The following is a 25,297-nucleotide window of genomic DNA, read 5'->3' on the forward strand; positions in this document are numbered from 1 at the left end:
CGACAACCGGGAGAGAAAACGATGGACCCCAACGGGATCGAGGGACTGGACGCTCACTTCATCGGCCTTGCATCGCCGACCGCCCCGCGCATCCAGGCGGGCGGGCATCCCTGCCAGGGCATCTACTGGACCGAGGCGGGCAAGCGGCCGAAGGTGGCGATCATCGCCACACACTACAACGTGGATTTCTCCGAGCACTACATCGCGCCCTATTTCGCGCGGCAGGGCTTCGGCTTCCTGGGCTGGAACACGCGCTATCGCGGGTTCGAGGATCAGTTCCTGCTGGAACATGCGGTGCTCGACATCGGCGTGGGGATGCGCTGGCTGAAGGAGGAGGCCGGGGTCGAGGCGATCGTCATCCTCGGCAATTCGGGCGGCGGTTCGCTGATGGGTGCCTATCAGGCCGAAGCCATCGCGCCGACCCTGACCGACCGGCTGCCCACGGCGGGGCAGGATGCGCTGGCGCGGCTGGTGAAGGGCGATCTCTACATCTCGTTCAACGCGCATCAGGGGCGCCCCGAAGTGCTGACCGACTGGATGGATGCCTCGGTGATCGACGAGAACGATCCTGTCGCCACCGATCCGGAACTCGATCCGTTCAATCCCGATAACGGGCAGCCCTATTCCGAGGAGTTCGTCGCGAAGTACCGGGCGGGCCAGCGCGCGCGCAACCAGCGGATCACGGACTGGGCCAAGGCGGAACTGGCGCGGCTCAACGCTGCCGGCATTCCTGACCGCATTTTCCCGATGTTCCGCTGCTGGGGCGATATCCGTTGCGTCGATCCCGCGCTCGATCCTTCCGAGCGCAAGCCCAACTGGTGTTACCGGGGCGATCCCGCTGTGGCCAACCGCACGCCCAGCATCGGCCGGGCGAACACGCTCAAGACGTGGCTCAACATGTGGAGCCTAGAAACCTCGCCCTGCCAGGGCGCGCCGCACCTTGCCAAGCACGATACGCCCGCGCTGGTGGTGCAGGGGCTGGCCGATACCGGGGTGTTCCCCAGCGATGCGCGCAAGATCTTCGATTTCCTGGGAAGCAAGGACAAGACGATCGAACTGATCCCGGGCGCGCACTATTTCGAGGATTCGATAGCCGAGCGCCAGAACGCGGCCGATCTCGTCGGCGCATGGATTCGCGAAAAGCTGTGATGGAACCGGCGGTCGCGAACATCGTCGACGGGTTGCAGGCCGCCGGGTTGATCGGAGGCGCTGAGACGCCGGTGTTCCAGCCGCTCGCCGGTGGCGTCTCGTGCGATGTGTGGAAGGTCGATACGCGGGACGGGCCGATAGTGGTCAAGCGGCCGCTGCCGCAATTGCGCGTGGCGGCCGAATGGCTTGCCCCGGTCGAGCGCGGGACGAGCGAGGTGCGCTGGCTGAAGCGGGCGGCGTCGGTCGATCCCCGGATCGTGCCCGAGGTTCTGGCGGAAATGCCTGCCGATCACGCCTTCGCCATGCGGTTCCTGCCGGATTGCCCGGTATGGAAGGACGAGCTTGTCGCTGGACGCGTGGATGCCGGGTTCGCGGCAGCGGTGGGGCACAGCATCGCCGCCGTCCACGCCGCGACTGCCAGCAGCGCCTCGGACCAGGCCATGTTCGCCACCGACGCCATGTTCCGCGCGCTGCGGATCGATCCGTTCCTGCTGCATGTCGCGGCGAAGGAGCCGGCGCTGGCCGGGCCGCTGGAAGCCATGGCCGCCGATCTTGCGGCCAGCAAGGTGGCGCTGGTCCATGGCGATGTCAGCCCCAAGAACATTCTGGTCGGGCCGGATGGACCGGTGTTCCTCGACGCGGAATGCGCCGTATTCGGCGATCCCGCGTTTGACCTGGCCTTTTGCGTCACGCACCTGCTGCTCAAGACCGTGTGGCGGGACGACGAGCGGATGCGGCAGGCGGCGGCCGCGCTGGTCGATGCCTATCACGCCGGCGTGAACTGGGAAGACCCCGCCGGTCTTGCGGCGCGGGTGGGGCGGCTGACGGCCGCGCTTTTGCTGGCGCGAGTCGAGGGCAAGTCGCCCGCTGCTTATCTCACTGACCCCAAACATATTGCCGCCGTGCGGGAACAGGCGAGGGCGCTGGTTGCCGCGCCCCGGCCCGTTGGCGCGCTGGTGGCCGACTGGAAAAGGACTGTTGCATGACTTCGCGTATCGTCTCCGTCACCGGTCGCCAGCTCTGGGATTCGCGCGGCCGCCCCACCGTGGAGGCGGAAGTCGCGCTCGCTTCGGGCGCGGTCGGCCGGGCGATCGCGCCCGCCGGAGCCTCGCGCGGGGCGCATGAGGCGATCGATCTGCGCGACGGTGGCAGCGCGTTCGGGGGCTTCGGCGTGAATCGCGCCGTTGCCGGAATCGGGGCCGAGATCGCGGGCGCCATGATCGGCATGGATGCGCGCGATCAGGCTGCGGTAGACCGCGTGCTGTGCGAACTGGACGGCACGCCGGCCAAGGCGCGGCTGGGCGCCAATGCCATCGTTGCGGTTTCGATGGCGGTGCTTCACGCGGCGGCGGCTGATGCGGGCGTGCCGCTGTGGCGCTACCTTGCGAACGGAAGCACGGTGCGCGTGCCCTTGCCGGAAATCCAGATCTTCGGTGGCGGCGCCCATGCCGGGAGGCGGACCGACGTGCAGGATTTCATGATCATGTGCCCCCGCGCCGGATCGTTCCGTCGCGCGCTGGAAATCACGGACGAGGTCTATCGCGCGGCGGGCCGGCTGATGGAGGCGAAAGGACCGCTGACGGGCGTAGCGGACGAAGGCGGCTGGTGGCCGAACTTCGCCTCGAACGAGGATGCGCTGGATACGCTGACGAAAGCGATCGAGGCCAGCGGTCATCGCGCCGGCGAAGACGTTTTCATCTCGCTCGATATTGCGGCCAACGAACTGGGCGACGCCTCCGGCTACACGCTGGCGCTCGACGACCGGCGGCTTTCGGGCGAGGAGATGGGCGCGCGCATCGTGGAATGGACCGGGCGCTATCCGATCCTTTCCGTGGAAGACCCCGCCGGGCAGGACGACTGGGCCACGATGGCCGCCGTGACTGCCGCGATCGGAGACAGGGTGCAGGTTATCGGCGATGACGTGCTGGTGACCAATGCCGACCGTGTCGCGCGGGCGGGAGAGGCGGGCGTGTGCAACGCGGCGCTGATCAAGGTGAACCAGGTAGGCACCGTGACGGAGGCGAAAGCGGCGCTGGACGCGGCGCAGGCGCGGGGCTGGGGCGCGCTCGTCTCCGCGCGGTCGGGCGAGACCGAGGACGTGACGATCGCGCACCTGGCGACGGGCTGGAATGCCGGGCAGCTCAAGGTCGGCAGCTTCACCCGGTCCGAACGCATGGCCAAGTGGAACGAGGTGCTGCGGATCGAGGAGGCGATGGGCGGCGATGCGGTTTTCGCCGGCGCGTCCGCTTTCGCCGCGCCGATCGCGGCGGCGCTCGCATGATTGTCCTGCACGCCCGGCCCAGCCCCGGCTTCCGCGCGGCGGTGGATGCGGTGTTCGGTGCCGGCGTGGTGGTGCACGTCGACGAGGCCGAGGCGCTGGATGGCGTGGCGGATGCCATCACCGTGCTGCTGCATGTGCTGACGCCGGTGACGCCGCCGTTCATCGCCTCCGCGCCGAAGCTGCGGCTGATCCAGAAACTGGGCGTGGGCGTGAACACCATCGCGCTCGATGCGGCGCGCGAGCAGGGCGTGGCGGTGTGCAACATGCCCGGCACCAACAGCCAGGCGGTGGCGGAAATGGCGCTGTCGCTGATGCTGGCGGTGCTACGCCGGACCTGCTTCTTCGACGCACGCACCCGCGCGGGGGAAGGGTGGACGGCCGACCCCGCGGAACTCGACAGCGTGGGCGAGATTGCCGGGCGCAAGGTGGGCCTCGCCGGTTTCGGCCATTCGGCGCAGCGGTTGGCACCGGTGCTGGCGGCCCTGGGGGCGGAGGTGGTTTATGCCGCGCGCACCCCGCGCGATGTGCCCTATGCCTTCTGGCCGCTGGAGCGGGTGATCGCGGAGTGCGACATCGTGTCGTTGCACATGCCGCTGACCGAGGAGACGCGCGGCGCGATCGATCCGCTGGCGATGAAGGCGGGGGCGGTGCTGGTGAACACCGCGCGCGGCGAACTGGTGGACGAGGCGCGGCTGGTGGAGGCGCTGCGTTCGGGCCATCTGCGCGGCGCGGGGCTGGACGTCTTCGCGCAGGAACCGGTCGCGCCCGATACTCCCCTGCTGGCGCTGCCGAACGTGGTGCTGGCGCCGCACATTGCCTGGCTGACGCCGGAAACGCTCGTGCGCTGCCTTGAGGTCGCCCGGGAAAACTGCCGTCGGCTCGCCACCGGCGAGGCCCTGCTGCACAAGGTGGCGTGATGCCGGTTCCCGTGGTTCTCATCACCGGCCAGTTGCTGACCGAGGCGGTCTGGCAACCGCTGCTGGAGGCATGGCCCGATCGCGCGGTGATCGTGGCGGACAATCGCCGCGACGATACGATAGAGGGCTTCGCGCAGCGGCTGCTTGATATGGCGCCGCCGCGGTTTGCGCTGGTCGCGCATGCAATGGGCGGCTTCGTCGCCTTCGAGGTCATGCGCCGCGCGCCGCAGCGGGTGGAGCGGCTGGCGCTGCTCGCCACGTTGGCTTCGGCCGATGGCCCCGCGCAGACCGCACGGCGGCAGGGCTATATCGACCTCGTGGAAAGCGGCCGCTTTGCCGATGTGGTCGAGGAACGTATCCCGATCCTGTTCCCGGAAGGCCGCCGCGACGACGCGCGGCTGCTTGGTATCGCTAGGCGGATGGCGGCCGATACCGGCGCGGAAACCTTCCTGCGCCAGCAGCGCGCGATCATGGCGCGGATCGATAGCCGGCCGCGCCTGCACGAGATCGCGGTGCCGACGCTGCTGGTGTGGGGCGATGGCGACGGGATTGCCAGCCGCGCGCAGCAGGACGAGATGCTGGCGGCAATCCCCGGGGCGAGGCTGGCGGTGGTGCCCGGCGCTGGGCACCTTGCCACGATCGAGGCGCCGGACGTGGTGGTGCCGCTGCTGACCGGCTTTCTTGACGGCACGGCTGGGTGATCGCAGACCGGATGCGAAACAAGGGGAGAGCGGAATGATCGATCTGGAAGCGATCCGGACGCTGGCGGATATTCCGACGGCGCAGGCGCGCCGGCGTGGCGAGGCCATCGCGGTGAAATTCGGCGAGCGGGAGACCAGCTATGCCGCGCTCGATGCCCGCTCCAACCGCATCGCCAATGCCCTGATCGCTTCGGGTATCCGCGCCGGCGACCGGGTGGCCGTGCTGACCCGGAACCACGATTCATGGTATCCCCTGTTCTTCGGTGTGGCCAAGGCACGGTCCTGTCTCGTGCCGGTCAACTGCCGTCTGGCGACGGCGGAGATCGCGTTCATTCTGGAAGACGCCGCGCCCCGCATCCTGTTCGTGGATGAGGATTTCTGCGATGCGGCGCGGGCCGCCATCGGCGATCTGGAAAACCCGCCCACCGTGGTGGCGCTTTACGGCGCGGGCGCTGGTCTGGTCGCGCTGGAAGAATGGCTTGGCGCGGCTACCGACAGCCGGCCGGGCGATGCGCCGCAGCTCAATGACGACGTGCTCCAGCTTTACACCAGCGGCACGACCGGGCGGCCCAAGGGCGTCGTGCTGGCCAACCGGAACTATCGCAGTTTCCTGGAGATGGCGGCGGAGGTCGACGGTTTCGCCTATGGCGAAGACGAGACGGTGATGATCGTCATGCCGCTGTTCCACGTCGCGGGCACCAACATCGGGTTATCCGGGCTGGCGCAGGGCGCGCGGCTGGTGCTGGTGCGCGATTTCGATGCGGCCGGGATCATCGGCCTGATGCAGCAGGAACGGGTGGCCCACGCCTTCCTGGCCCCGGCGATGATCCTGATGATGCTGCAGCGGCCGGAGGCGGCGGCGGCAGACTATGCGGCGCTGCGTACCATTGCCTATGGCGCGTCGCCCATCGCCGAGGACGTGCTGCGCCGCGCGCGCGCCACGTTCGGATGCGGTTTCGTGCAGTTCTACGGATCGACCGAATCGACCGGGGCCGGTTCCTGCCTCTCCCCGTCCGCGCACGATCTGCCGGGCAAGCTCACCTCGTGCGGGCGGCCGTGGCCCGGCATCGAGATGGCCATTCTCGACGCGGAAGGCCAGGCGCTGGCGGATGGCGAGATCGGTGAAATCGTGATCCGGGGCGGCATCGTGATGCAGCGCTACTGGAACCGCGAAAGCGCTTCGGCGGAAACGCTGGCGGGCGGCTGGCTGCATACCGGCGATGCCGGCTTCCGCGATGCCGATGGCTTCTATTTCGTGCACGACCGGATAAAGGACATGATCGTTTCGGGCGGCGAGAACGTCTATCCCGCCGAAGTGGAAAGCGCGATCATGGGTTGCCCCGGCGTGGCCGATGTGGCGGTGATCGGCGTGCCCGACGACAAGTGGGGCGAGGCGGTGAAAGCGCTGGTGGTTCCGGCGCCGGGTGCCGAGCCAGACCCCGCCGCGATCGTCGCCTGGGTGCGCGATCGCATCGCCGCCTACAAGGCGCCCAAGAGCATCGATTTCATCGCGGCGCTGCCGCGCAACCCTTCGGGCAAAGTGCTGCGGCGCGAGTTGCGCCAGCCGTTCTGGGAAGGCCGCGCCCGCGCCGTGGGGTAGCAAGGGCGATTGGCTTGAAAACTTGAGCGCGTGGAAGGCCCACCCCCAGCCCCTCCCGCAAGCGGGAGGGGAGAATATGGGGCAGCCCCTCCCGCATGCGGGAGGGGAGTGAGACTTGCGCCGCCTCGGGCGGCGTTAGTCGCAGCGGGGTGGGCTTCCTGCGCTCAGTTCACCGGCACCGGCGTCCGCCCCACGATCATGCCTTCGCGCTTGGTGCCATCGGCCTGCACCGGATCATGCGCCACGTCGCTTTCGTCGAGTTGCTTGGTCCAGGCCGCGAATTCGAGGCAGACGCCGTCGGGGTCGAAGAAATAGACCGAGCGGACGAAGACATCGTCGTGCATTTCCGCCGAGGCCTGCATTGGCGAATTGTCGTGGTTCAGGATCGGCGTCACTTCCACGCCCTTGGCGATCAGCCGCTGGTAGTATTCGTCGAACTTTTCCGCGCGCACGTTGAACGCGATGTGGTTCATCGATCCGTGCGCGGAAACGAAGCTGCCGCGCGTGGGCAGCGCCGCCGGGGCGGAAACGCCGGGCGCGGCTTCGGGCGCATCGGGGAACCAGAAGAAGGCCAGGCTATCGCCATTGCCGATATCGAAGAAGAAGTGCTGGCCCCGGCCCATCGGCAGGTCGATGGTCTTGGTAAGCGGCATCCCCAGCACGTCGCGGTAGAATTCCACCGTTCGCGCCATGTCCTTGCACACCAGGGCAAGGTGGTTGACGCCCATGAAATCGAATTCCGAATTGGTCGAGGCCATCATCCTTCTCCTTTGGTTTTCTAGCCGGCACTGGCGCTGGGGCGGGCTTTCACCCGTTCGTACCAGCGCAGGATATTGGCGTTGGCGGGATCGAGCGGCTGCCCCACCGACACGCCGAAATCGAGGAAAGCGAACAGCACGATATCGGCCAGCGTAAGCGTGTCGCCGGCGATGAAATCGCGGCCGGCGATCAGCGCGTCGAGCCATTTGACGCCGTCCTGCGCAAGGGCCTTCAGGCCGGCGGCGGCTTCGGGCAGCACGCGCATGCGGGGTTCGAAGAACGCCAGGCCCTCGGCATAGCGGAAGCCGTTGGTCAGCGGTTCGCAGATCTTCAGATCGACCCGGCGCGTCCACATGCGGGTATTGGCGCGTTCTTCCGCCGTGGCGCCGATCAGCACCGGATCGGGGAAGCGCTCTTCCAGATATTCGCAGATCGCGGTGATTTCGGCGATGGTCGTGCCGTTGTCGAGTTCCAGCGCGGGCGTCTGCCCCGCCGGATTGACGTCCGCGTTATAGGGCGCGCGCCGGTTCTCGCCCCCGCGCAGGTCCACCGCGACCGTGGGGATCTCGATGCCCTTTTCCGCCATGAACATCGTCACGACGCGGGGGTTGGGGCCAATGGAATTGTAGAACTTCATGGGCTTCCTCTCGTCCGAATATAAGCAATTAGCATTCTAAATGTCAACTATGTTGACGAATATGCCAGCCTCAGGCCCGATCGCGGCCAGCGGACGCGGATGAGCGTTCCACTGGTCGAGGCCGTGATGAAGGCATCGCGCAAGTCGGCGCCTCCAAAGGCGATGTTGGTTATGCCCACATCCGGCAAAGGGAGGAACTCGGAACCGCCATGCGTTCCAAATATGGTGATGCCGCCTTCGATCATCGTGCCCACGCAGATGCGGCCGTCCTGCTCGATCGCCATGCTGTCGAGCAGCCGGAAGGCTGGGGGTGTTCCCACGAAGCGGCCCGGTGCCCATTGCGGCGGCGGCGCGAGCACACCGGGGGTGATGATGTCCATCGCCCACACGCGCGCCGCCATCGTTTCGCTGACGTAAAGCGTGCGGCCATCCGGAGACAGGCCGATCCCGTTCGGCCCCATCATCTCGGCGCGCTGGCGGGTGATTCTCGATCCGTCCGCAAGCGCGTGATAGATCGCGCCGTGATCGCGGCCTGTCGGGCGAACCTGCCCGTGGTCGGTGAACCAGAAACCGCCGTGCGCATCGAAGACGATGTCGTTGGGGCCTTTCAGGGGCTCGCCTTCGAAACTGTCGTAAAGCGTGCTGACGTGCCCGGTGGCGAGGTTCACCTTCTGGATCGAGCCGCAGGCCCGCGCATGGGCGGCATGGCCGGGGAACAGCAGCGGTCCGGCCTCGGTCCATTCGAAACCGCCGTTGTTGCAGACATAGGCGGCGCCGTCCGGCCCGATGGCCAGGCCGTTGGGGCCGCCACCCAGCTCCGCGACCGTGGCGGCGTGGCCGTCCGGTGCGATCCGCGTCAGCGTGCCGCGCGCGATTTCCACCAGCAGCACCGAACCGTCGGCCATGGCCACCGGGCCTTCCGGAAAACGGAGGCCCGTGGCGACGGTTTCAGGTTCGCCGTAGGCGCTCATTCCCCGTTCGGACGTGGCGCGCTGAGGAAGTCCGCCGCGCTGAAGCCTTCGGGCGCGGCCACTTCCACGATGGGGTCTTCGCGCGCATCAAATTCCATGCGCAGCGCACGGGTGATCACCGCGTGCATGTCGTAAAGGCACGTAATGTATGTGAATTCGAAGATCTGCTCGTCGTCCCAGAAGGTCTTGAGCTTGGCGAACACTTCCAGCGGCACGCGCCCGCCTGCCTGGCTGAGGCAATCGGCATAGGCGAGCACGGCGCGCTCCTGCTCATCGTAGCAGTCCGCGACCGTCCAGAAGGCGATGGAGGCGATCTTCTCCTCGCTCACGCCCAGGCCGCGCAGCGATTTGCAATGCTGCGAGAACACGAACTGGCTGCCCTTGACCCATCCCGCGCGCGTCTGTCCCAGTTCGCGCAGAACCGGGTCGATCCTGCGGGAAGGGTGGCGATAGACAGCAAAGCCATCCACCGCGTGCTTGAAGATGTCCGGTGCCAGGGCATAGACCGTCCACCAGTCGCCCGGCGTGCCGGTGGCCGTGCCGGGTTCCGCAACGGGATCGCGATCGCCGAACAGGCGGTTGTAATAGGCGATGACGGTTTCGTCGGTCACTTCGGACCGGGGAACCTGGCGCAGCACGGGCATCGGGCTTCTCTCCTCAGGCGTTCGCGAACTTGCGGAAGGCGGCGACGTGGGCGGAATCGAAATATTCGTCCAGCCGGGTGATCTTGCCGTTTTCGACTTTGCACACGATGGCGCAGGGCAGGCGGACTTCGCCATCGTCGTGGGTGCGGCGGCCCTTCAGGACGTGCTGCTGCACGAAGCCGCCGGGAAAGGTCGTCAGCCGCCGTTCGGCATATTCGCGCTCCTTGATCCGCGCGACCATGCCGGTCAGCGTCTGCGCGGTCTGGTCGCGGGTGACGATCAGTTCGTCGGTATTGTGCCAGATTTCCGCGTCCGGCGTGAAGCTGTCGCGCATCGTCTCGATGTCGCCCGCCTCGATCGCGTCGAAAAAGCGTTGCGCCATGGCGCGGATGTCGTCCTGTTCAGCCATCGTTCTCTCCTGGTTTTCCGGCACCGAACATGCGGCCGCCGTTCGCGGCGATCAGGCCGTCTATATCGTCGCCCTTGTAAGCCGGATCGGCGGATTCGCCGAAGGCGGACAGCATGTCGCGCGTGACAAGTTCGGCCATCGCCTTCCATTCCGGATGCGTGAATATCCAGAACTCGTCCGCTTCCACCGCTCGGACCACGCGCTCCCCTATGCGATCGGGCGGCATGCCGCCGGCCAGCACCCCCTGCATCGCCTGGCTGGTCGCCGCGGCCTTGCCGACCTCGTCCACCGCCGGGCGCAGATCGCGCGTGGTCTCGACGATGCGCGTGGCCGCCATGCCGGGCATCAGCACCGAGATGCCGACGCAGCTTTCGGCCAGTTCGTTGCGCAGCGCCATGGCGATGCCGAGCGTGGCATACTTGGAGCTGATGTAGGCGACCGAGATCGGCGGAGGCACGATCGCCACCATCGACGCGGTGATGACGAGGTGGGATGCCTCGCCCGAAGCCTTCATTTCGCCCAGGAACGTCCGGCAGGCATAGAGATGCGCGTGCGCGTTGACGGCATAGTTCCAGCGCCAGACATCGGTATCGTATTGCTCGAACGGACCCGAGCCACCGCCCACGCCCGCGTTGCTGAACAGGATGCGCACCGGGCCAAAGGCGCGTGCCTTGTGGCCGGCTTCGGCCCAGCTTGCCTCGTCGGTAACGTCTAGCTGCAGGCCCATGGCGCGGGCGCCTGCGCGGGACAGCGCTTCGGCAGCGGCGGCAACGCGATCGGCATCGATGTCGGCCAGCACCACCGAGGCGCCCTTTGCCGCCAGCGCGCGGGCGGTCGCCAGCCCCAGACCGCTGGCGCCGCCGGTGATGAAGGCCGTCTTGCCGGCTATGCTGGTCATGCGCGGAAATCCCGTTCGAGGTGGCGTGTCATCGCCAGTTGGGCGAAGCCGGCGGCGAGCGCGAAGGGCAGCAGCGCCATGAGCGCCCAGCGCAAGCTGTCCGCGCCATGGAGCGCCTTCAGACCGTCGCTGGCGATACCGACGAACAGCGGGCCAAGGCCAAGGCCGACGATGTTGAACATCAGCATGAGCACGGCGGCGGCCGTCGCGCGGGCGCGGGGCGGGGCAAGGTTCTGCACCAGTGCCAGCGCGGGCGCGACATAGGCGGTGCAGGCCGCCATCGGCAGCAGCAGCAGCGCCAGCGAAACCTGCCAGCTTCCCGCCAGCAACGCGGCGGCGAAGCTGGGCACGGTGACAAGACTCGCCAGCGCCGGAACCAAGCCATAGGCGCGGGGCGAACGCCGCGCCGCCTGGCTGACGAGCCATCCGCCGCCGAGAATGCCGATGGCGAAAGTCACGCCGGCGGCCGGGGCGAACCATGTGGCCATGGCGGCAAGGGGCATGCCCTGCGTGCGCATCAGGAACGCGGGAATCCAGTTGAGCATGCCATAGCTGACGAAGGCCGCGAGACCGCTGCCGATCATCACCATCCGCAGCGATCGCCGGTGGACGAACAGCGCCAGCGTCTGGCGGACGGGCAGGGCGGTATCGGGCATGTCGCCCTCCGCTCCATCCATCCTGCCGCGTGCGGGTTCGGGGACGGTCCAGATCAGCAGCGGCGCCACCACGATGCCAACCAGGCCGATCAGCAGAAAGGCATTGCGCCAGCCGATATGCGCTGCCGCCCAGGCGCCGAACGCCGCACCCACGAACACGCCGAACGGTCCATTGCAAGTGAACAGGCCGATCGCCAGAGGGCGCCTGTCGGGCGGGTAGAGATCGGCGATGACCGACAGCGAGGGGGCGGTTCCGCCGGCCTCGCCCGATCCCACCCCGAACCGCATCAGCGCAAGCTGCCAGAAGTTGCCGACCAGGCCGCAGGCCGCGGTGAACGCGCTCCATACCACGCAGGCGATGCCGATCAGTTTCACGCGCTGCCAGCGGTCGGCGATCATCGCCACGGGAACGCCCATCGCGGCATAGAACAGGGCGAAGGCAAGCCCGGTCAGCAGCCCGAATTGCGTATCGGTGAAATGGAGATCGGCCCGGATCGGCTCGACCAGCACCGACAGCAGCTGCCGGTCGACGAAGTTCACCGTGCCGATCAGGAACAGCATGGCCAGCGCCGTATTCCGGCGCAGGGCGGAAGGCTGCCCCAGCGGCGCGGCGCGCGCATCAAGAGCGGCGGCTTTGGTCAATGGCTCTCCCCAGCGGGCCGAGATTCTTCTCTTGCGAAAATACTTAGATATGTAAGTTTAACTGTCAATACGCTTTACGGTAAGTGGAGCCACTTGGGAGAAAAGGCATGGAGATCAAAGGTAAGTCCGCCATTGTGACGGGTGCTGCCAGTGGCATTGGCCGGGCCACCGCGGTCCTGCTGGCGCAGCACGGAGTCGCGCATGTCGCGCTGGCCGATGTCAACGTGGCCGGGCTGGAGGAAACCGCGCGGCAGGTGCGCGCTCTGGGGACACAGGCCGGAGTCCACCGGCTCGATCTGGCCGACATGGCGGCCGTGGAGGCCTGGTTCCGGAACCATGGCGATGTCGATATCCTCCACAACAACGCCGGCGTGGTTTCGGGCGAGCCGCAGTTTCCGGAGGTCGACGTGGACCGGCTGCGCTGGATCGTCGATGTCAACCTGACCTCGCTGATCACGGCCACCCAGATCGTGGCGCAGGCCATGCGCGAGCGCGGCGGCGGGGTGATCGTCAACACGGTGTCGACGGTCGCATTGGGCACGGGCTTCTACGACGTGATGTACGCCACAACCAAGGCGGGCGTGCTGATGTTCACGACGGCCTGCGCCATGCTGAAAGACAGATGGAACGTGCGCGTGGCCGGGGTGCTGCCGGGGCTGACCGAGACGCCGATCCACGACACCACCGGAGCGAACGGGAAATCGGACTGGATGAAAGCGGTGCTCGCCAGCAACGAAAGCTGCCGACCGGAGGATATTGCCGAAGGCGTGATCGATCTGATCGCGGACGATGGTCTGCCGGGCGGGGACTGGGTGGCGATACGCCGGATCGACGGCCGCATCGAACGCGAATGGGCGCACGACCGGTCCGCTTAGCCGGCCCGCCTGACCGGCCCCACCAACCGGCCTTGGCGTCAGCGCGCGGGCGCGTTCAGCATGTTGCGGCCGAACAGGTTGGACCACTGCTCCTCGTTCAGCACCGGTCGTGCGCTGGAAAGGTTGGCGGGATTCTCCACGCTGGTTCCGGCGATGACACCGGGCCGGGCGGCGATCCGGCCGAACCAGTCCTGCACCGCCGGATAGTCTTCCAGCGCAAGCCCGATCGCCCGGACCGCGCGCGCCCAGGGCCAGGTGGCGATGTCCGCCACGGAATATTCGCCGGCCAGGTATTCGGCCTCGGCCAGCCGCCCGTTGAGCACGTGCAGCAGGCGGACCGTTTCGTTGCGATAGCGTTCGACCGGGTAGGTCTGCCCTTCGGGCGCATAGCGGATGAAGTGGTGCGCCTGCCCCTGCATCGGGCCGAAGCTGGCCATCTGCCACATCAACCATTGCTGCGCCTGGCTGCGCCGGCGCGGGTCGGCGGGGAGCAACTGGCCGCTCTTTTCGGCGAGATAGAGCAGGATGGCCCCGGATTCGAACACGGGCAGCGGCGCGCCTCCGCCGATCGGGTCATGATCGACGATCGCGGGCAACCGGCCGTTCGGGTTGATGCGGCGGAACTCGGGCGTCAGGTGATCGCCATCCAGCACGTTCATCCGGAGCAACTGGTGCGGCAGGCCCGTTTCGGCCAGCATGATCGATACCTTGTGCCCGTTGGGCGTGGGGGTGAAGTAGACCTCGATCATCAGGATGCCCTTTCTTGATGTGACGGGGGTTCTTGATGTGACAGGGGCCGCCGCGCCCCAAGGAGAAACGCGGCGGCCCCTGTCAGCTGTGCCGGATCGTCAGAACTTGATGCCAGCCTCGACCGCGATGTTCCGGGGCGGTTCGAGATAGAGGATAGCGCGCGGTACGGCGGTGATCGGCGCCGGCAGGTTGAACGCGCTGCCGGTGGTGAGCTGGTTGGTCAGGTTCTTGCCGACGAAGGCAATGTGCCAGCGGTTTTCCTGATCGGCCAGTTGCACGCGCAGGTCGAGCTTGGCGTAACCCTTTTGCACGCCGAAGATCGGGCTCTGGTTGTCGGAGTCGAAGTATTTGGAACGGCCCGCGACCACGCCGGTCACGTCGAGCCGGAGCGCATCGGACAGGTCGAAGCGGGCATGGGCGGTGACGCTGCCGGTGAACTTCGAGGAATAGGCCACCGGATACCCCTTGAGGTTGTTGGTGGTGGGGGTGCAGGTCGTCGGTTGCGATGCCAGGCAGGCCGCGCCCGGATAGTCATCGTACTTGATATCCTGATAGGCGGCCGACGCGTTGATATCGAAGTTGTCGATCGGGTAGAACGTGAACGATCCTTCCACGCCCTTCGACGTGGCACTGGCGGCGTTGCCGGTCAGGTAGCTGGACGTTGCCGGCTGATAGACCGAGACCTGCAGGTTCTTGAACTGCGTGTGGTAGAGCGAGACGTTCGCCACGACCTTGCCGTCCAGCATCGTCGATTTCACGCCAGCCTCGAAATTCTCCGAGCGTTCCGGCTTGAACTGGAAGGTGGCGTTGGTGGTGCCCAGCGTGTTTGACACGAATCCGCCGGACTTCGAGCCACGGCCCCAGGTGCCATAGACCATGACGTGCGGCGCCACATCGTACTGGACGGTGATCGACGGATCGACGTTGCCTTCGCTGCGCTTTCCGGCCGCGCTGGAGATCGGGCGGATGGCGAAAGGACCATAGACGAGCCTGGACGCGAAATCGGCGTCCTTGCTGACATGGGTATAGCGCAGGCTGCCAATCACGCGCAGCGCCTTGGTCACGTTCACCGTGCCCTGGCCGAAGACCGAGAACGAGTCCGCCTTCTGGTTGAAGCGGCTGTCGATCCGGCCGAAGTAGGGGCTGCCGAACAGGTTGGCGATGTTGAAGCCCTGCAACTGATCCAGCCGGTACGTCGAGTGGTCATAGTAGGCACCGACGATGAAATCGAGGAAGCGCCCGGTCGGCGAAAGCAGGCGCACTTCCTGCGAGACCTGATCGAAGCGTTCGGGGAAGCTGTTGTACACCGAATTGTTGGTGAACGCGCCGCCGCTGTTCGGGATCGTCTGGTCGAAGCCGTTGACGATGTTGGCCTTGAACCAGCTGTAGCCGGTGACCGAGGTCAGCGTGTAATCGCCGAGCTTGAGATTGCCGGTGCCCGAGATCATGACCGACTTGGTCTTGGTGCCTTCATCGCCCAGCGCCGAACGATCGAGGTAGCGCGTGAGATGGGGCGCCTGCGCGCTTGTTAGCGGGCTGGAAACGGTGATCCCGCCGATCACGTCGCGGTTGGCGTATTCGGCCTTCACCGTGTAGTCGAAATTGCTGCTCGGTTCCCACTTCAGCGTCAGGCGGGCGACCTGCTGCTTGATCTGCGGATCATCGTGGTTGGTCGCCAGGTTGCGGATATAGCCATCCTGGTTGATGAACTTGTAGGCAAGGCGCGCGCTGAGCGTGCTGGTGATCGGCCCGGACACGTAGCCCGAAACGTCAGGCCCCTTGAAATCGAAGTTGTAGCTGGCGGTCAGGCTCGTTTCGAAGTGGCTGGTCGGCCCGGCCGAAACCACGCTCACCGCGCCGGCGGCGGTGTTCTTGCCGAACAGCGCACCCTGCGGGCCGCGCAGCACTTCGACGCGGGCAAGGTCGAAGAACGGAGCCTGCGCCTGCCGCGAACGGCCGGCATAGACGCCATCGACATAGAGCGACACGGACTGGTCGAACGCGAAGTTGGCCGGCGGCGAACCGAAGCCGCGGATGTAGATCACGTCGTTGCCGGCCGTGGACTGCACGAACACGTTCGGCGTATAATTCATCACCGACTTGATGTCGTTGGAGTTGAATTCGGCCAGGCGCTGGCCGCTGACCACTTCCATGGAAATCGGCACGTCCTGCAGGTTTTGGGCGCGTTTCTGCGCCGTGACGATGATTTCCTTGGCGTCGGTCACGTCGCCCGAAGCGGTTCCCTCCGCTTCCGCCATCGCGGGCGTGGCGGCAGCGAGCATCGCCATCACGGCGACCCCAGAAAACAGGAACTGTTTTTGAGCCTTCATGTTCACCCTCTCCCATTGAGGTTGTTCCGATCCGTGTCGTCTGGACCGTGAATCTGATTGACCCTTAGCATACTAATGTTTTTATCGGTGTCCACCACATTTGAAAGAGAGGATTCGCGGCGTGACGCGGGAAACACAGACGGATGTTCGCGGAATTCTGGCCAGCAAACCGCTTTGCACGGCGGAGTTCGAGGTTGCCGGCGGGTTGATCGCGATCGGTGCTTCGCCGTTCGGCGATCAACGCATGGGCTATGTGACCGGGGGAAGATTCTTCGGTCCGCGAATCGCGGGAACGATCCTTCCGGGCGGCGGCAACTGGTCTCGCGCCGGACGCCTGGGAGAAGACGCGTCCGTCGGCACGTTCGATGCGCGCGCGGTATGGCGCACGGACGAGGATGAGCTGATCTACCTGACCTACACCGGGCGCAGCGTCATTCCCGATCCGGTGCGCGCCGCCTTCGCCGATCCGGCCGCGCCCGATGTCGATCCGGCGCGCTACTACCTGCGCATCGCCATGGTGTTCGAAACCGCGAGCAAGCGCTTGGAATGGCTGAACGGGGTGCTCGCGGTCGGCGTGGGGGAACGCACCGCCTTCGGGGTGCGGCACGTCATTCACGAAATCGGGTAGGAGGAAGCGACCGCCGCGTCAGGCTTCGCGGTCGAGCCAGCGCCGCAGGACGTCGGCGGTATCCTGGCCGACGGCGAGCGGTGCCGGGCGGCGAATGCTGCCGGGCGTGTCGGACAGCTTGGGGAACACGCCCTGCATGGTGACTTCGCCGAATTCGGCATCGTCCACTTTCACCAGCGCGTCACGCGCGGCAAAATGCGGGTCCGCCATCATGTCCTCGGCATCGTAAACGCGGCCGGCGGGCACCCCCGCCTCGATCATTCTCGCTTCCAGTTCCGCGATGGTCAGCGTTTTCGTCCATTCGCCGATCAGGCCATCGAGCTCTTCCTGCCGCGCGCCGCGCGCCCGGTGCGTGGCATAGCGTTCGTCGCTGGCCAGTTCGGGGCGGCCCATGGCGGCGGCCAGCCGGGCGAACACGCCATCCTGATTGGCGCCGATCAGATATTCCCCGTCGCGGCAGGGATAGACATTGGACGGCGCGATGCCGGGCAGCGCCGATCCGGTGCGCTGACGCTTGGTGCCGCTGACCGAATAGTCCGACACCGTCGATTCCATCACTTGCAGCACCGCTTCGTACAGCGCGGAATCGACGATCTGCCCTTGGCCGGTCTGGTTGCGGTGGTGCAGGGCGGCCAGTGCGCCCAGGCAGCCATAGGTGGCGGCCAGCGTATCGCCGATCGACACGCCCATGCGGGCGGGCGCGCGATCCGGATAACCGACGATCCCGCGCCAGCCGCCCATCGCCTCGCCAATGCCGCCGAAACCGGCGCGTGTCGAATAGGGGCCGGTCTGGCCATAACCCGAAACGCGCACGATGATCAGGCCCGGATTCGCCGCGCGCAGATCCGCGGGGGCGAGGTTCCATTTTTCCAGCGTGCCCGGCCGGAAGTTCTCGATCAGGATGTCCGCCCGCGCGATCAGGTCGCGGGCCAGATCCTGCCCCTCCGCCGATCTCAGGTCGGCGCCCACGGAATACTTGTTGCGGGCGATGACGCGCCACCAGCTCGGCTTGTCCCCCTGGCCCCAATGGCGCATCTGGTCACCGGTTTCGGGCGGTTCCAGCTTCACGATTTCGGCGCCCATATCGCCCAGCAACTGTCCGCAGAACGGCCCGGCGATGAGCTGGCCCATTTCGACCACCCGGATTCCCTCCAGTGCGCCAGCGCCGATGATCATGCTTATTCAATCCTTCCGTCCGATCCGACTGGTAGTGCAACCTGACCTGCGCTGAATATACTTAGAATGCTATGTATTTATCAACCGTTTTTTGAAGGCGTTCCGGTCCGTCCAGTTCTGACATGTGAAAGCGAGCGCCCCGCCATGATTGCTGCGGGAAAGCGCTGTTCCTGGGGGCAGGACGCATTGCTGGTGCGGTCGAGGCGTTCAAATGGCTAAGCCGAAAGCTGCTCGCGCAACGCGCCGCAACTACGGAATTTGTCTACGCCGCCTAGGAAGCAAGCAGGCCCCGTCAACCCTCGGCACATATCCCGGGAAAGGCCGGCGCCTGCGCGACCATGCTCGGCAGCTTGCGCCCCATCAACGTGGTAAGCCACGTGTTGGCCTCGACCATCTTCGCCAAATCCATGCCGGTGCGGATGCCCGCGCGCTCGAGCATGTAAATCACATCCTCGCTGGCCACGTTGCCCGCCGCGCCCGGCGCGAACGGGCAGCCACCCAGGCCGCCTAGCGCGGCGTCGACCACGCTGGCTCCCGCCTCGATCGCCGCCCAGACGTTGGCAAGCCCGGTCCCGCGTGTGTTGTGAAAATGCACGCGGACCGGCAAGGGCGCGATCGCCGCCGCCACCCGGCGGACGAGCCGTGCGACATGGGCCGGATCCGCCACGCCGATGGTATCGGCCAGCGCCACCTCGGCAGGGCTGGCTTCGGCCAGTGTGGCAGCCATGGCGACGACACGGTCCTCGGCGACCTCGCCTTCGAACGGGCAACCGAACGAGGCGGCGATGGTAACCTGTCCCTTGAGGCCCGCCGCCTGCGCCATGGTGACGATCGCGCGGGCGGCGTCCAGCGATTCCGCGCTGGTCTGCCCCTGGTTGGCGATGGCAAAGCGTTCCGAGGCGACGCAGACCGCGCCGAGTTCATGCAGTCGGCCGGTTGCGATGGCGCGCTCCGCCCCGCGCGCGTTGAGGACAAGGCCGATGTAACTGGCACCCTCCACTTGCGGTAGGCCGGCGCAGACCTCTTCGGCATCGGCCATCTGCGGCACCCGCTTGGGATTGACGAAACTGGTCACTTCTATCCGGCGCGCGCCGGCATGCAGGCTGCGGCGGATCAATTCGAGCTTGTCCGCGGTGGTGACGAGCGCCTTTTCGTTCTGCAGGCCGTCGCGCGGACCGACTTCGACAAAATCAATCGCTGCGGTTGTCACGCCTTTCTCCCAACTTGTCTCGGCAAGGCCGTCTTCCTGGCCTCCGCAATTGTCAAGGCGTCGGCCTCTTCGTTGTCAAGCGCGCGGCGGTGAAGCCATTTCCCAGTCCCGCCGAGGGCGCGGAACACGTCCACCTGTTCGTCGACATTCCGCCGCATGTCTCGGTCAGCGAGTTCGTCCAGCGGGCCTGACCTGCCCCCGGAAAGGCTCCCAAATGGGTGAGTTGTGGTGGCATCTGCGGAGACGCAGGGGACCTGGCAAGGCCGAGTGTAGCCCGAATTTGCTGGATTTTCAGGGATAGTGGGAGGCGCTGTGAAGCGTGGTCCTGGTGGGCGGTGACGGGCTCGAACCGCCGACCCTCTCGGTGTAAACGAGATGCTCTACCAACTGAGCTAACCGCCCTTCGCGGAAGCCGCGCTCATGCGCGGTTTGCCCGGGGTAGTCAATCCCGGTTGGAGCGCCCGGTTTGGCGGTTTGACCCTAAAGGCGGATACGCGTTTCGAGAAAATCGAGGAATGCGCGGATGCGTGCCGCCAGGCGATCGTGCCCGACGTGCAGCGCGTGGATGTCCTCGCCATCGCCGGGGTTGAAAGGGGTGAGCAGTTCGATCAGCCGGCCGGCCGCCAGATCGGCCGCGACATGGAAGCGGGCGAGCCGCGCGATGCCGCCGCCGGCCAAGGCCATCATGCGCACCACTTCGCCCGAGTTACCCAGAAACCGGCCATCCATGACCTGATGCGTGGTTACGCCGTCGGTCCGGAACGGCCAGGAATCGACCGAGCGGCGGAAGCTGAAACGCAGGCAGGTGTGATGCTCGAGGTCTGCGGGAACACGCGGAGTGCCGTGGCGCTCCAGATAGGCAGGGCCTGCCACCACGGCCATCGTACTGTGTCCCAGCTTTCGCGCGCGCAGCCCGGAATCGCGCAAGGGGCCAACCCGGATCGCGATGTCCGCGCGTTCGTCGACCAGATCGACCATCGCGTCGGTCAGCGCCAGATCGAGCGTTATCGCCGGGAAGGCTTGCTGGAATTCGGGTAGAACCGGGATCAGGCAATGCACACCGAACGGAACCGAGGCGTTGATCCGGAGGCGGCCCGAAGGGCTTTGCCCGGTGGCCGGAAAATCGCGCTCCAGCTCGTCGATTTCCTCCAGCAGCCCGGCCACGCGCACGCGATAGGCCTCGCCTTCGGGCGTCAGGGCGAGGGCGCGGGTGGTGCGCGCGATCAGTTGTACGCCCAGCCGCGCCTCAAGGCGCCCCAGCGCCCGGCTGACGGCAGACGGCGTAAGCCGCAGTTCCCGCGCCGCGCCGGCCAGGCTGCCCTGTCGCGCCACCGCGAGGAACGTTTCCATTTCGCCGAGACGGTTGTCCATGAAGCGATACTCATGAATTGAAATCAATTCTAAAATACATCAGTGATGTCTAATCACAAGTTGTTCAAGCGCCTATGTACCATGCAACAATCCCGTTTCATGGAGACGCATGATGGATCTTAACCTTGCCGGAAAGACGGCTCTCGTCACCGGTGCCACGGCGGGCATCGGCCTTGCCATTGCCGAAAGGCTTGCCGCCGAAGGCGTTGCGGTTGCGATCAGCGGCCGCGATTCCGCAAAGCTGGAGCGCGCGGTGCAGGCGATAGGCGCGAAGGGGAGCGCGCGGGGCGTGCTGGCCGACCCGGCGACGGCCGAAGGTGCGGCCGCGCTGATCGCGGCGGTTCCCGACGTCGATATCCTCGTCAACAATCTGGGGATCTACGAAGCCAAGCCCTTTGCCGCGATCAGCGATGCCGATTGGCATCACATTTTCGAGGTCAACGTGGTGAGTGGCGCGCGGCTGGCGCGGCACTATTTCCCGCAAATGCTGGCGCGGGGCACCGGGCGCGTGATCTTCGTGTCCAGCGAAAGCGCGCTGGCCACCCCGCAGGAAATGATTCACTACGGGATGACCAAGACGGCGCAGCTGGCGATCGCGCGCGGGCTGGCAGAGCAGACGCGCGGCACCGGCGTGACGGTGAATGCGATCCTGCCCGGACCGACGCGCTCTGAAGGGATCGTGGATTTCATCCGCTCGGTCGTGGACAACAAGGATGCGCCCGAAGCCGAACGCGAAGCCGAGTTCTTCGCCCGGTTCCGCCCGCTTTCGCTGATCCGGCGGCTGATCGAACCCGATGAGATCGCGGCGCAGGTCGCGGTGCTCGCCAGCCCGCTGGGCGCGATCACCAATGGCGCTGCCGTCCGCATGGAAGGCGGGATCATTCCAACGATCGCCTGAAGCGCATTCCCGTGCCGTCGAACGGATTCGCGGCACGGGAAGGCGGATTATCGTCAGACGGCTTCGTACTGCGTTGCCTTTTCCTTGCGGACGGTGCGGCTGTTGCGTCCGTCGATCGCTACCGGCACTTCGCCGGCGATCGTCGCACGGCGCAGCGTGCGGCGCTGGAGACCGAAATCGGCGACGGCCCGGTGCTGGGTGGACTGGTTATCCCAGAACGCCACATCGCCCGGCTGCCAGCGCCAGCGCACCACGTTTTCCGGCTTGGTGATGTGGTCCTGCAGGATCTGGAACAGGCGCTGCGAATCCGCCTGGTTCAGCCCGACAAAGCCTTTGACGAAATGGCCGAGCAGCAGGCTGCGCTGCCCTGACACCGGATGGACGCGGACCACCGGATGTTCGGTTTCATAAACGGTGGAGGCAAAGACGCTGCGGTGCTGCGCGATGCGCTCTCGCTGCACGCTGTCTTCGCTGCCGCGCGCGGGATTGCCCAGCGCCGCCGCATAGTCATAGAGATTGGTGTGCGTGGCCCACAGCGTATTGACCAGTTGGCGCAAGGGTTCGGGCAGGCCTTCGTAAGCGGTTTCGCCATTGGCCCACACGGTATCCCCGCCAGCCTCCGGAATGGTGATCGCGCGCAGGATCGATCCCTTGGGATAGGCGTCGACGAAGGTTACGTCGGTATGCCAGCTGGACGCGGCGTAGCCTTCCTTGCTGTCGAGTTCGAGCAGGTAGCGCGATCCTTCGGCCACGGGCACGGTGGGGTGCGCCACCGGATCGCCGAACAGCGCGGCGAAGGCCTCGTGCCGGGCATCGTCCAGTTCGTGCTGGTTGCGGAAGAACACGACCTTGTGGCGCACGACGGCATCCTTGATCGCCTGCACGGTGGCGGGATCGAGATCGCCGGACAGGGTCACGCCCCGGATTTCCGCGCCGATCGTGCCGGTGACGGGCACGATATCGAGCGGGGATTTGGGATCGCGGGCGTTGGTGTAGGTGGTGATGGCATTCATGATGCAGTCTCCTTGAAACAGGGGGCAGGAGGGATCATTCGGCGGGCACGAGGGAGGCGGCGCTGGTGCGGTCCCGCGCCTCGAGTTGTCGGCGAATTTCGGAGTGACGCTTCCCGTCGAGCGGGAAGCCAGCGACGAGCGCGGCCGACACTGCGTGAGCAATCGACGGACCGAGCGCGAAGACGAGCAGCAGGCCGTTCAGCGCCTGAGGGGTGTTGGCGGCGCTTTTGGGATCGAAGCCGAACCCCGCGACCAGCGGCAGGGCCAGGCCCACGGCCAGTGCGCTGCCCAGCTTTTCCGAGACGCTGAATACGGAGTAATAGAGACCGACGCGGTCCTCGCCGGTTTCGGCGCGATGCTTGTCGGCGATGTCCGCCACCATCGAGCGGAGCATGATGTTGCCCGATCCCTGCGCCAGCCCTTGCGCGAAGGCGAGGAACAGGACGAGGCCGAAGCGGTCGGGCGTGGTCAGCAACAGGCCGGCGTTGATGGCGGCCTGGACCAGTTCCGCCAGCACGGCCGTCCGATTTTTGCCGAGCCTGAGCGAGATGCGCAGCCAGATCGGGCCGGCCGCCATGCCGAAGATGTACTGGAACAGGAACAGCCCCGCCGCCCATTCCGGCCGTCGCAGATAGTAGGTTACGTAGAACACCAGCAGCACACCGCGGATGCCCTGTCCGGTGCGGACCGAGGCGTCGGACAGGATCACGCGGACCAGCAGGCTATTTCCGAACACCGCGCCCAGCGTCGTGCGCAGCGAAAACGGCGCCCGCGCCACCAGCTCCGCCGGGCGATCCGGTGCGGCGGTCAGCGTCAGCCACAGGCCAGGCAGGGCGGTGACGAGAACGAGCGCGCCGAACAGTGCCAACCGCATCCGTCCGTCGCCCTGGAACAGGCGGTCGCCCACGGCGGCGACGGCCAGCGTCACCACCAGCGCCACCGCGACCAGCACGGTGATGTAGGCGGTGATCCGCGTGCGCTGATGATAATCGCTGCTGAGTTCGCCCGACCACGCGAGCAATGGCGTCTGTACGGCGGATGTGCCGGCATAGAACAGGAGCAGGCCGGTTGCGAGCCAGACGATGCTGCCGCCGGGCGGCGGGAAGAACAGCAGGACGGCGCCCGCGGTGAAGGTCAGCCCACCCGCCGCGATCCATGTCCGCCGCCGGCCGAACCGCGCGCGGGTGTGGTCGCTCAACGTCCCGATCACCGGATCGAGCACCGAATTGATGATCTGGCCGGCCAGCATCAGCAGGCCCAGCGTGCCCAGCGACAAGCCGAAATCCTTGGCCATGATCGCCGGCAGATAGGCCACGACGGGTTGTGCCGCGGCGTAGATCGGCACGGCGATCGCGGCAAAGCGGATCAGGCGCCAAGCCGATGGAGCGGATTGCGGAGAGAGTGTCATGCCGGGCCGTCCCTGGTTCAGGCCGCCGCTTCGGTGACAGCGGTGGCGGGTCGCGCGGCGACGGCGGGTCGCGCCAGCCCCAGATGATCGCGCAGGGTCGTGCCTTCGTACTCGGTGCGGAACAGCCCGCGCCGGCGCAGCTCTGGCAGGACGAGATCAATGAAGTCGGTCAGCCCGTCGCGCAGCGTGGGCGCGAGGATGTTGAAACCGTCGGCGGCGCCTGCCTCGAACCATTCCTGCAGCGTGTCGGCGATGTCGGCGGGCGTGCCGACCAGCACGAGATGGCCGCGCGCCGCGCTGATCCGGCCGACCAGCTGGCGCACCGACAGGCCTTCGCGCAGCGCCAGATCGTAGAGCAGCCGCTGCCGGCTTTGCCAGCCTTCGGTGAAGGGTGGGGGAGGGGGCGGCGCATCCAGATCGACCTCGCTGAGGTCCCAGTCGAGGAACGTCTTGAACCCCTGCGCGGCGGCCTTGACGTCGACGAAGCGCTGGAGCGCGTCGAACTTGGCCTGCGCTTCCTCGCGCGTGGGGGCGACGTAGATGCTGGCACCGGGCATCACCAGCAGGCTGTCGCGGCTGCGCCCGGCGGCTTCGGCCTGGTCTTTCACCCCCTGCGCGAAGGCGACGGCCTCCTCCAGGGATTGCTGCGCGGTGAACACCACTTCGGCGGTAGCGGCGGCGAGCTTCTGTCCGTCGGCGGACGATCCCGCCTGCACGATCACGGGATGGCCCTGCACCGGCCGGCCCGATTGGAGCGGCCCGCGCACGCTGTAATAGGGGCCTTCGTGGTTCAGGAAGCGGACCTTGGCCGGATCGGAAAAGCGCCCGCTTTCCTTGTCCAGCACCAGCGGATCGTCGTCCCAGGTGTCCCACAGGCCCTTGACCACGCTGATATGCTCTGCCGCGCGGTCATAGCGTTCGGCGTGGGCAAGCTGATGCGACAGGCCGAAGTTGGCCGCTTCGGCATTGGTGCCCGACGTCACCAGATTCCAGCCCGCGCGGCCGCCGCTCAACTGGTCGAGCGCGGCGAACTTCCGCGCCACATGGTAGGGCGGCATGTAGGTGCTGGATACCGTGGCGATCAGGCCGATCCGGCTGGTATGCGTGGCCAGCGCGGCCAGCAGGGTCAGCGGTTCCCAGAAATAGACCGGCGGGGCGTAGCTGATCGCCTCGGCGGACCCGCCCAGCAGGCCCACGTTGTCGGCGAAGAACACAGCGTCGAATTTGGCGGCTTCCGCCTTCTGCGCGAGTTTGCGGTAGAACTCGAAGCGGAAGGCGTCGTGCGGATCGACATCGGGATGGCGCCAGGCGGCGACATGGTGCCCGATGCTGTAGAGGAATGCGCCGAGGCGCATTTGACGGGGTTCGGCCATG

Annotated in this window: 24 protein-coding genes and 1 tRNA gene; 9 read left to right on the forward strand and 16 right to left on the reverse strand. The window is 66.6% G+C overall.

Features of this window, described 5'->3' with window-relative positions; genetic code table 11:
• Positions 1–21 precede the first annotated feature (21 nt).
• From NMD1_RS10745 to NMD1_RS10770, 6 genes are read left to right on the forward strand one after another with little or no spacing between them, the layout of a single operon-like run.
• On the forward strand, positions 22–1,149 hold the full coding sequence (locus NMD1_RS10745) for an alpha/beta hydrolase (RefSeq protein WP_125954743.1): 1,128 nt from the start codon (positions 22–24) through the stop codon (positions 1,147–1,149).
• A complete protein-coding gene (locus NMD1_RS10750) occupies positions 1,149–2,135 on the forward strand; it encodes a phosphotransferase family protein (RefSeq protein ID WP_125954744.1) in 987 nt (328 codons plus the stop codon). The genes NMD1_RS10745 and NMD1_RS10750 overlap by 1 nt, the downstream gene beginning before the upstream one ends.
• Entirely contained in the window at positions 2,132–3,430 is a 1,299-nt protein-coding gene (gene eno / locus NMD1_RS10755) for a phosphopyruvate hydratase (RefSeq protein ID WP_125954745.1), read from the forward strand. The genes NMD1_RS10750 and eno overlap by 4 nt, the downstream gene beginning before the upstream one ends.
• A complete protein-coding gene (locus tag NMD1_RS10760; RefSeq protein ID WP_125954746.1) occupies positions 3,427–4,347 on the forward strand; it encodes an NAD(P)-dependent oxidoreductase in 921 nt (306 codons plus the stop codon). The genes eno and NMD1_RS10760 overlap by 4 nt, the downstream gene beginning before the upstream one ends.
• Positions 4,347–5,048: an alpha/beta fold hydrolase gene (locus NMD1_RS10765; protein WP_125954747.1), complete on the forward strand. Its 702-nt coding sequence runs from the start codon at positions 4,347–4,349 to the stop codon at positions 5,046–5,048. The genes NMD1_RS10760 and NMD1_RS10765 overlap by 1 nt, the downstream gene beginning before the upstream one ends.
• A gap of 34 nt (positions 5,049–5,082) precedes the next feature.
• Positions 5,083–6,648, forward strand: coding sequence for a long-chain-fatty-acid--CoA ligase (locus NMD1_RS10770; protein WP_125954748.1), 1,566 nt, complete (start codon positions 5,083–5,085; stop codon positions 6,646–6,648).
• 164 nt (positions 6,649–6,812) lie between these two features.
• Here NMD1_RS10770 and NMD1_RS10775 read toward each other — a convergent pair whose 3' ends face one another.
• Genes NMD1_RS10775 through NMD1_RS10805 form a run of 7 tightly spaced genes read right to left on the reverse strand, consistent with a single transcriptional unit; the run spans position 6,813 to position 12,264 of the window.
• Positions 6,813–7,406, reverse strand: a complete 594-nt coding sequence (locus NMD1_RS10775; RefSeq protein ID WP_233497521.1) for a VOC family protein — start codon at positions 7,404–7,406, stop codon at positions 6,813–6,815.
• Between the two features lie 20 nt (positions 7,407–7,426).
• Positions 7,427–8,044, reverse strand: coding sequence for a glutathione S-transferase family protein (locus tag NMD1_RS10780; protein WP_125954749.1), 618 nt, complete (start codon positions 8,042–8,044; stop codon positions 7,427–7,429).
• A 47-nt stretch (positions 8,045–8,091) separates the two neighbouring features.
• Positions 8,092–9,015 carry an SMP-30/gluconolactonase/LRE family protein gene (locus NMD1_RS10785; RefSeq protein ID WP_125954750.1) on the reverse strand — a complete coding sequence of 308 codons (924 nt, stop codon included), beginning with the start codon at positions 9,013–9,015 and terminating at the stop codon, positions 8,092–8,094.
• Entirely contained in the window at positions 9,012–9,659 is a 648-nt protein-coding gene (locus tag NMD1_RS10790; protein ID WP_124807850.1) for a carboxymuconolactone decarboxylase family protein, read from the reverse strand. Before NMD1_RS10790 ends, NMD1_RS10785 begins: the two co-directional genes overlap by 4 nt.
• Positions 9,660–9,672: 13 nt before the next feature.
• Complete coding sequence (locus NMD1_RS10795; RefSeq protein WP_125954751.1) at positions 9,673–10,068, reverse strand: nuclear transport factor 2 family protein; 396 nt, start codon at positions 10,066–10,068, stop codon at positions 9,673–9,675.
• A complete protein-coding gene (locus tag NMD1_RS10800) occupies positions 10,061–10,966 on the reverse strand; it encodes an SDR family oxidoreductase (protein ID WP_125954752.1) in 906 nt (301 codons plus the stop codon). The genes NMD1_RS10795 and NMD1_RS10800 overlap by 8 nt, the downstream gene beginning before the upstream one ends.
• Positions 10,963–12,264, reverse strand: coding sequence for an MFS transporter (locus tag NMD1_RS10805; protein WP_125954753.1), 1,302 nt, complete (start codon positions 12,262–12,264; stop codon positions 10,963–10,965). Before NMD1_RS10805 ends, NMD1_RS10800 begins: the two co-directional genes overlap by 4 nt.
• A 107-nt stretch (positions 12,265–12,371) precedes the next feature.
• Between NMD1_RS10805 and NMD1_RS10810 the strand changes: the two genes are divergently transcribed.
• A complete protein-coding gene (locus NMD1_RS10810; RefSeq protein WP_125954754.1) occupies positions 12,372–13,139 on the forward strand; it encodes an SDR family NAD(P)-dependent oxidoreductase in 768 nt (255 codons plus the stop codon).
• 38 nt (positions 13,140–13,177) lie between these two features.
• Here the strand turns inward: NMD1_RS10810 and NMD1_RS10815 are convergent, their stop codons facing one another.
• Together NMD1_RS10815 and NMD1_RS10820 are read right to left on the reverse strand one after the other, a co-directional pair.
• On the reverse strand, positions 13,178–13,888 hold the full coding sequence (locus tag NMD1_RS10815) for a glutathione binding-like protein (protein WP_125954755.1): 711 nt from the start codon (positions 13,886–13,888) through the stop codon (positions 13,178–13,180).
• A 99-nt stretch (positions 13,889–13,987) separates the two neighbouring features.
• Complete coding sequence (locus NMD1_RS10820) at positions 13,988–16,219, reverse strand: TonB-dependent receptor (protein WP_125954756.1); 2,232 nt, start codon at positions 16,217–16,219, stop codon at positions 13,988–13,990.
• Positions 16,220–16,340: 121 nt separating this feature from the next.
• Here NMD1_RS10820 and NMD1_RS10825 point away from each other — a divergent pair, with 121 nt between their 5' ends.
• A complete protein-coding gene (locus tag NMD1_RS10825; protein ID WP_158453943.1) occupies positions 16,341–16,847 on the forward strand; it encodes a DUF3237 domain-containing protein in 507 nt (168 codons plus the stop codon).
• An 18-nt stretch (positions 16,848–16,865) separates the two neighbouring features.
• On the opposite strand, the gene NMD1_RS10830 is transcribed toward NMD1_RS10825, so the two are convergent.
• The 4 genes from NMD1_RS10830 to NMD1_RS10845 form a co-directional block, all read right to left on the reverse strand.
• Entirely contained in the window at positions 16,866–18,023 is a 1,158-nt protein-coding gene (locus NMD1_RS10830; RefSeq protein WP_125954757.1) for a CaiB/BaiF CoA-transferase family protein, read from the reverse strand.
• Between the two features lie 292 nt (positions 18,024–18,315).
• A complete protein-coding gene (locus NMD1_RS10835) occupies positions 18,316–19,233 on the reverse strand; it encodes a hydroxymethylglutaryl-CoA lyase (protein ID WP_125954758.1) in 918 nt (305 codons plus the stop codon).
• Between the two features lie 326 nt (positions 19,234–19,559).
• A tRNA-Val gene (locus NMD1_RS10840) sits at positions 19,560–19,635 on the reverse strand.
• A 78-nt stretch (positions 19,636–19,713) separates the two neighbouring features.
• A complete protein-coding gene (locus NMD1_RS10845; protein WP_125954759.1) occupies positions 19,714–20,604 on the reverse strand; it encodes a LysR family transcriptional regulator in 891 nt (296 codons plus the stop codon).
• Positions 20,605–20,716: 112 nt separating this feature from the next.
• On the opposite strand from NMD1_RS10845, the gene NMD1_RS10850 reads away from it, so the two are divergent.
• Positions 20,717–21,502, forward strand: a complete 786-nt coding sequence (locus NMD1_RS10850; RefSeq protein ID WP_125954782.1) for an SDR family NAD(P)-dependent oxidoreductase — start codon at positions 20,717–20,719, stop codon at positions 21,500–21,502.
• Positions 21,503–21,555: 53 nt separating this feature from the next.
• On the opposite strand, the gene NMD1_RS10855 is transcribed toward NMD1_RS10850, so the two are convergent.
• The 3 genes from NMD1_RS10855 to NMD1_RS10865 are packed head-to-tail and all read right to left on the reverse strand — an operon-like array spanning position 21,556 to position 25,296.
• The gene (locus NMD1_RS10855; protein ID WP_125954760.1) at positions 21,556–22,515 is read right to left on the reverse strand and encodes a TauD/TfdA family dioxygenase; all 960 of its coding nucleotides are present in this window, start codon (positions 22,513–22,515) and stop codon (positions 21,556–21,558) included.
• Between the two features lie 34 nt (positions 22,516–22,549).
• Positions 22,550–23,923, reverse strand: a complete 1,374-nt coding sequence (locus NMD1_RS10860) for an MFS transporter (protein WP_124807837.1) — start codon at positions 23,921–23,923, stop codon at positions 22,550–22,552.
• Between the two features lie 17 nt (positions 23,924–23,940).
• Complete coding sequence (locus NMD1_RS10865) at positions 23,941–25,296, reverse strand: LLM class flavin-dependent oxidoreductase (RefSeq protein WP_233497522.1); 1,356 nt, start codon at positions 25,294–25,296, stop codon at positions 23,941–23,943.
• Between the last annotated feature and the right edge of the window lies 1 nt (position 25,297).

This window comes from Novosphingobium sp. MD-1, assembly GCF_001014975.1.
Classification (GTDB): Bacteria; Pseudomonadota; Alphaproteobacteria; order Sphingomonadales; family Sphingomonadaceae; genus Novosphingobium.

What these genes read in the sequence shown, in the direction of transcription:
- NMD1_RS10745 (WP_125954743.1), top strand. Translation starts at nt 22, where the DNA reads ATGGACCCCAACGGGATCGAGGGACTGGACGCTCACTTCATCGGCCTT.
- NMD1_RS10765 (WP_125954747.1), top strand. Translation starts at nt 4,347, where the DNA reads ATGCCGGTTCCCGTGGTTCTCATCACCGGCCAGTTGCTGACCGAGGCG.
- NMD1_RS10855 (WP_125954760.1), bottom strand. Translation starts at nt 22,515, where the DNA reads ATGAATGCCATCACCACCTACACCAACGCCCGCGATCCCAAATCCCCG.
- NMD1_RS10865 (WP_233497522.1), bottom strand. Translation starts at nt 25,296, where the DNA reads ATGGCCGAACCCCGTCAAATGCGCCTCGGCGCATTCCTCTACAGCATC.
- NMD1_RS10770 (WP_125954748.1), top strand. Translation starts at nt 5,083, where the DNA reads ATGATCGATCTGGAAGCGATCCGGACGCTGGCGGATATTCCGACGGCG.
- NMD1_RS10810 (WP_125954754.1), top strand. Translation starts at nt 12,372, where the DNA reads ATGGAGATCAAAGGTAAGTCCGCCATTGTGACGGGTGCTGCCAGTGGC.
- NMD1_RS10785 (WP_125954750.1), bottom strand. Translation starts at nt 9,015, where the DNA reads ATGAGCGCCTACGGCGAACCTGAAACCGTCGCCACGGGCCTCCGTTTT.
- NMD1_RS10815 (WP_125954755.1), bottom strand. Translation starts at nt 13,888, where the DNA reads ATGATCGAGGTCTACTTCACCCCCACGCCCAACGGGCACAAGGTATCG.
- NMD1_RS10800 (WP_125954752.1), bottom strand. Translation starts at nt 10,966, where the DNA reads ATGACCAGCATAGCCGGCAAGACGGCCTTCATCACCGGCGGCGCCAGC.
- NMD1_RS10780 (WP_125954749.1), bottom strand. Translation starts at nt 8,044, where the DNA reads ATGAAGTTCTACAATTCCATTGGCCCCAACCCCCGCGTCGTGACGATG.
- NMD1_RS10845 (WP_125954759.1), bottom strand. Translation starts at nt 20,604, where the DNA reads ATGGACAACCGTCTCGGCGAAATGGAAACGTTCCTCGCGGTGGCGCGA.
- NMD1_RS10750 (WP_125954744.1), top strand. Translation starts at nt 1,149, where the DNA reads ATGGAACCGGCGGTCGCGAACATCGTCGACGGGTTGCAGGCCGCCGGG.
- NMD1_RS10820 (WP_125954756.1), bottom strand. Translation starts at nt 16,219, where the DNA reads ATGAAGGCTCAAAAACAGTTCCTGTTTTCTGGGGTCGCCGTGATGGCG.
- NMD1_RS10775 (WP_233497521.1), bottom strand. Translation starts at nt 7,406, where the DNA reads ATGGCCTCGACCAATTCGGAATTCGATTTCATGGGCGTCAACCACCTT.
- NMD1_RS10830 (WP_125954757.1), bottom strand. Translation starts at nt 18,023, where the DNA reads ATGATCATCGGCGCTGGCGCACTGGAGGGAATCCGGGTGGTCGAAATG.
- NMD1_RS10790 (WP_124807850.1), bottom strand. Translation starts at nt 9,659, where the DNA reads ATGCCCGTGCTGCGCCAGGTTCCCCGGTCCGAAGTGACCGACGAAACC.
- NMD1_RS10795 (WP_125954751.1), bottom strand. Translation starts at nt 10,068, where the DNA reads ATGGCTGAACAGGACGACATCCGCGCCATGGCGCAACGCTTTTTCGAC.
- NMD1_RS10860 (WP_124807837.1), bottom strand. Translation starts at nt 23,923, where the DNA reads ATGACACTCTCTCCGCAATCCGCTCCATCGGCTTGGCGCCTGATCCGC.
- eno (WP_125954745.1), top strand. Translation starts at nt 2,132, where the DNA reads ATGACTTCGCGTATCGTCTCCGTCACCGGTCGCCAGCTCTGGGATTCG.
- NMD1_RS10760 (WP_125954746.1), top strand. Translation starts at nt 3,427, where the DNA reads ATGATTGTCCTGCACGCCCGGCCCAGCCCCGGCTTCCGCGCGGCGGTG.
- NMD1_RS10850 (WP_125954782.1), top strand. Translation starts at nt 20,717, where the DNA reads ATGGATCTTAACCTTGCCGGAAAGACGGCTCTCGTCACCGGTGCCACG.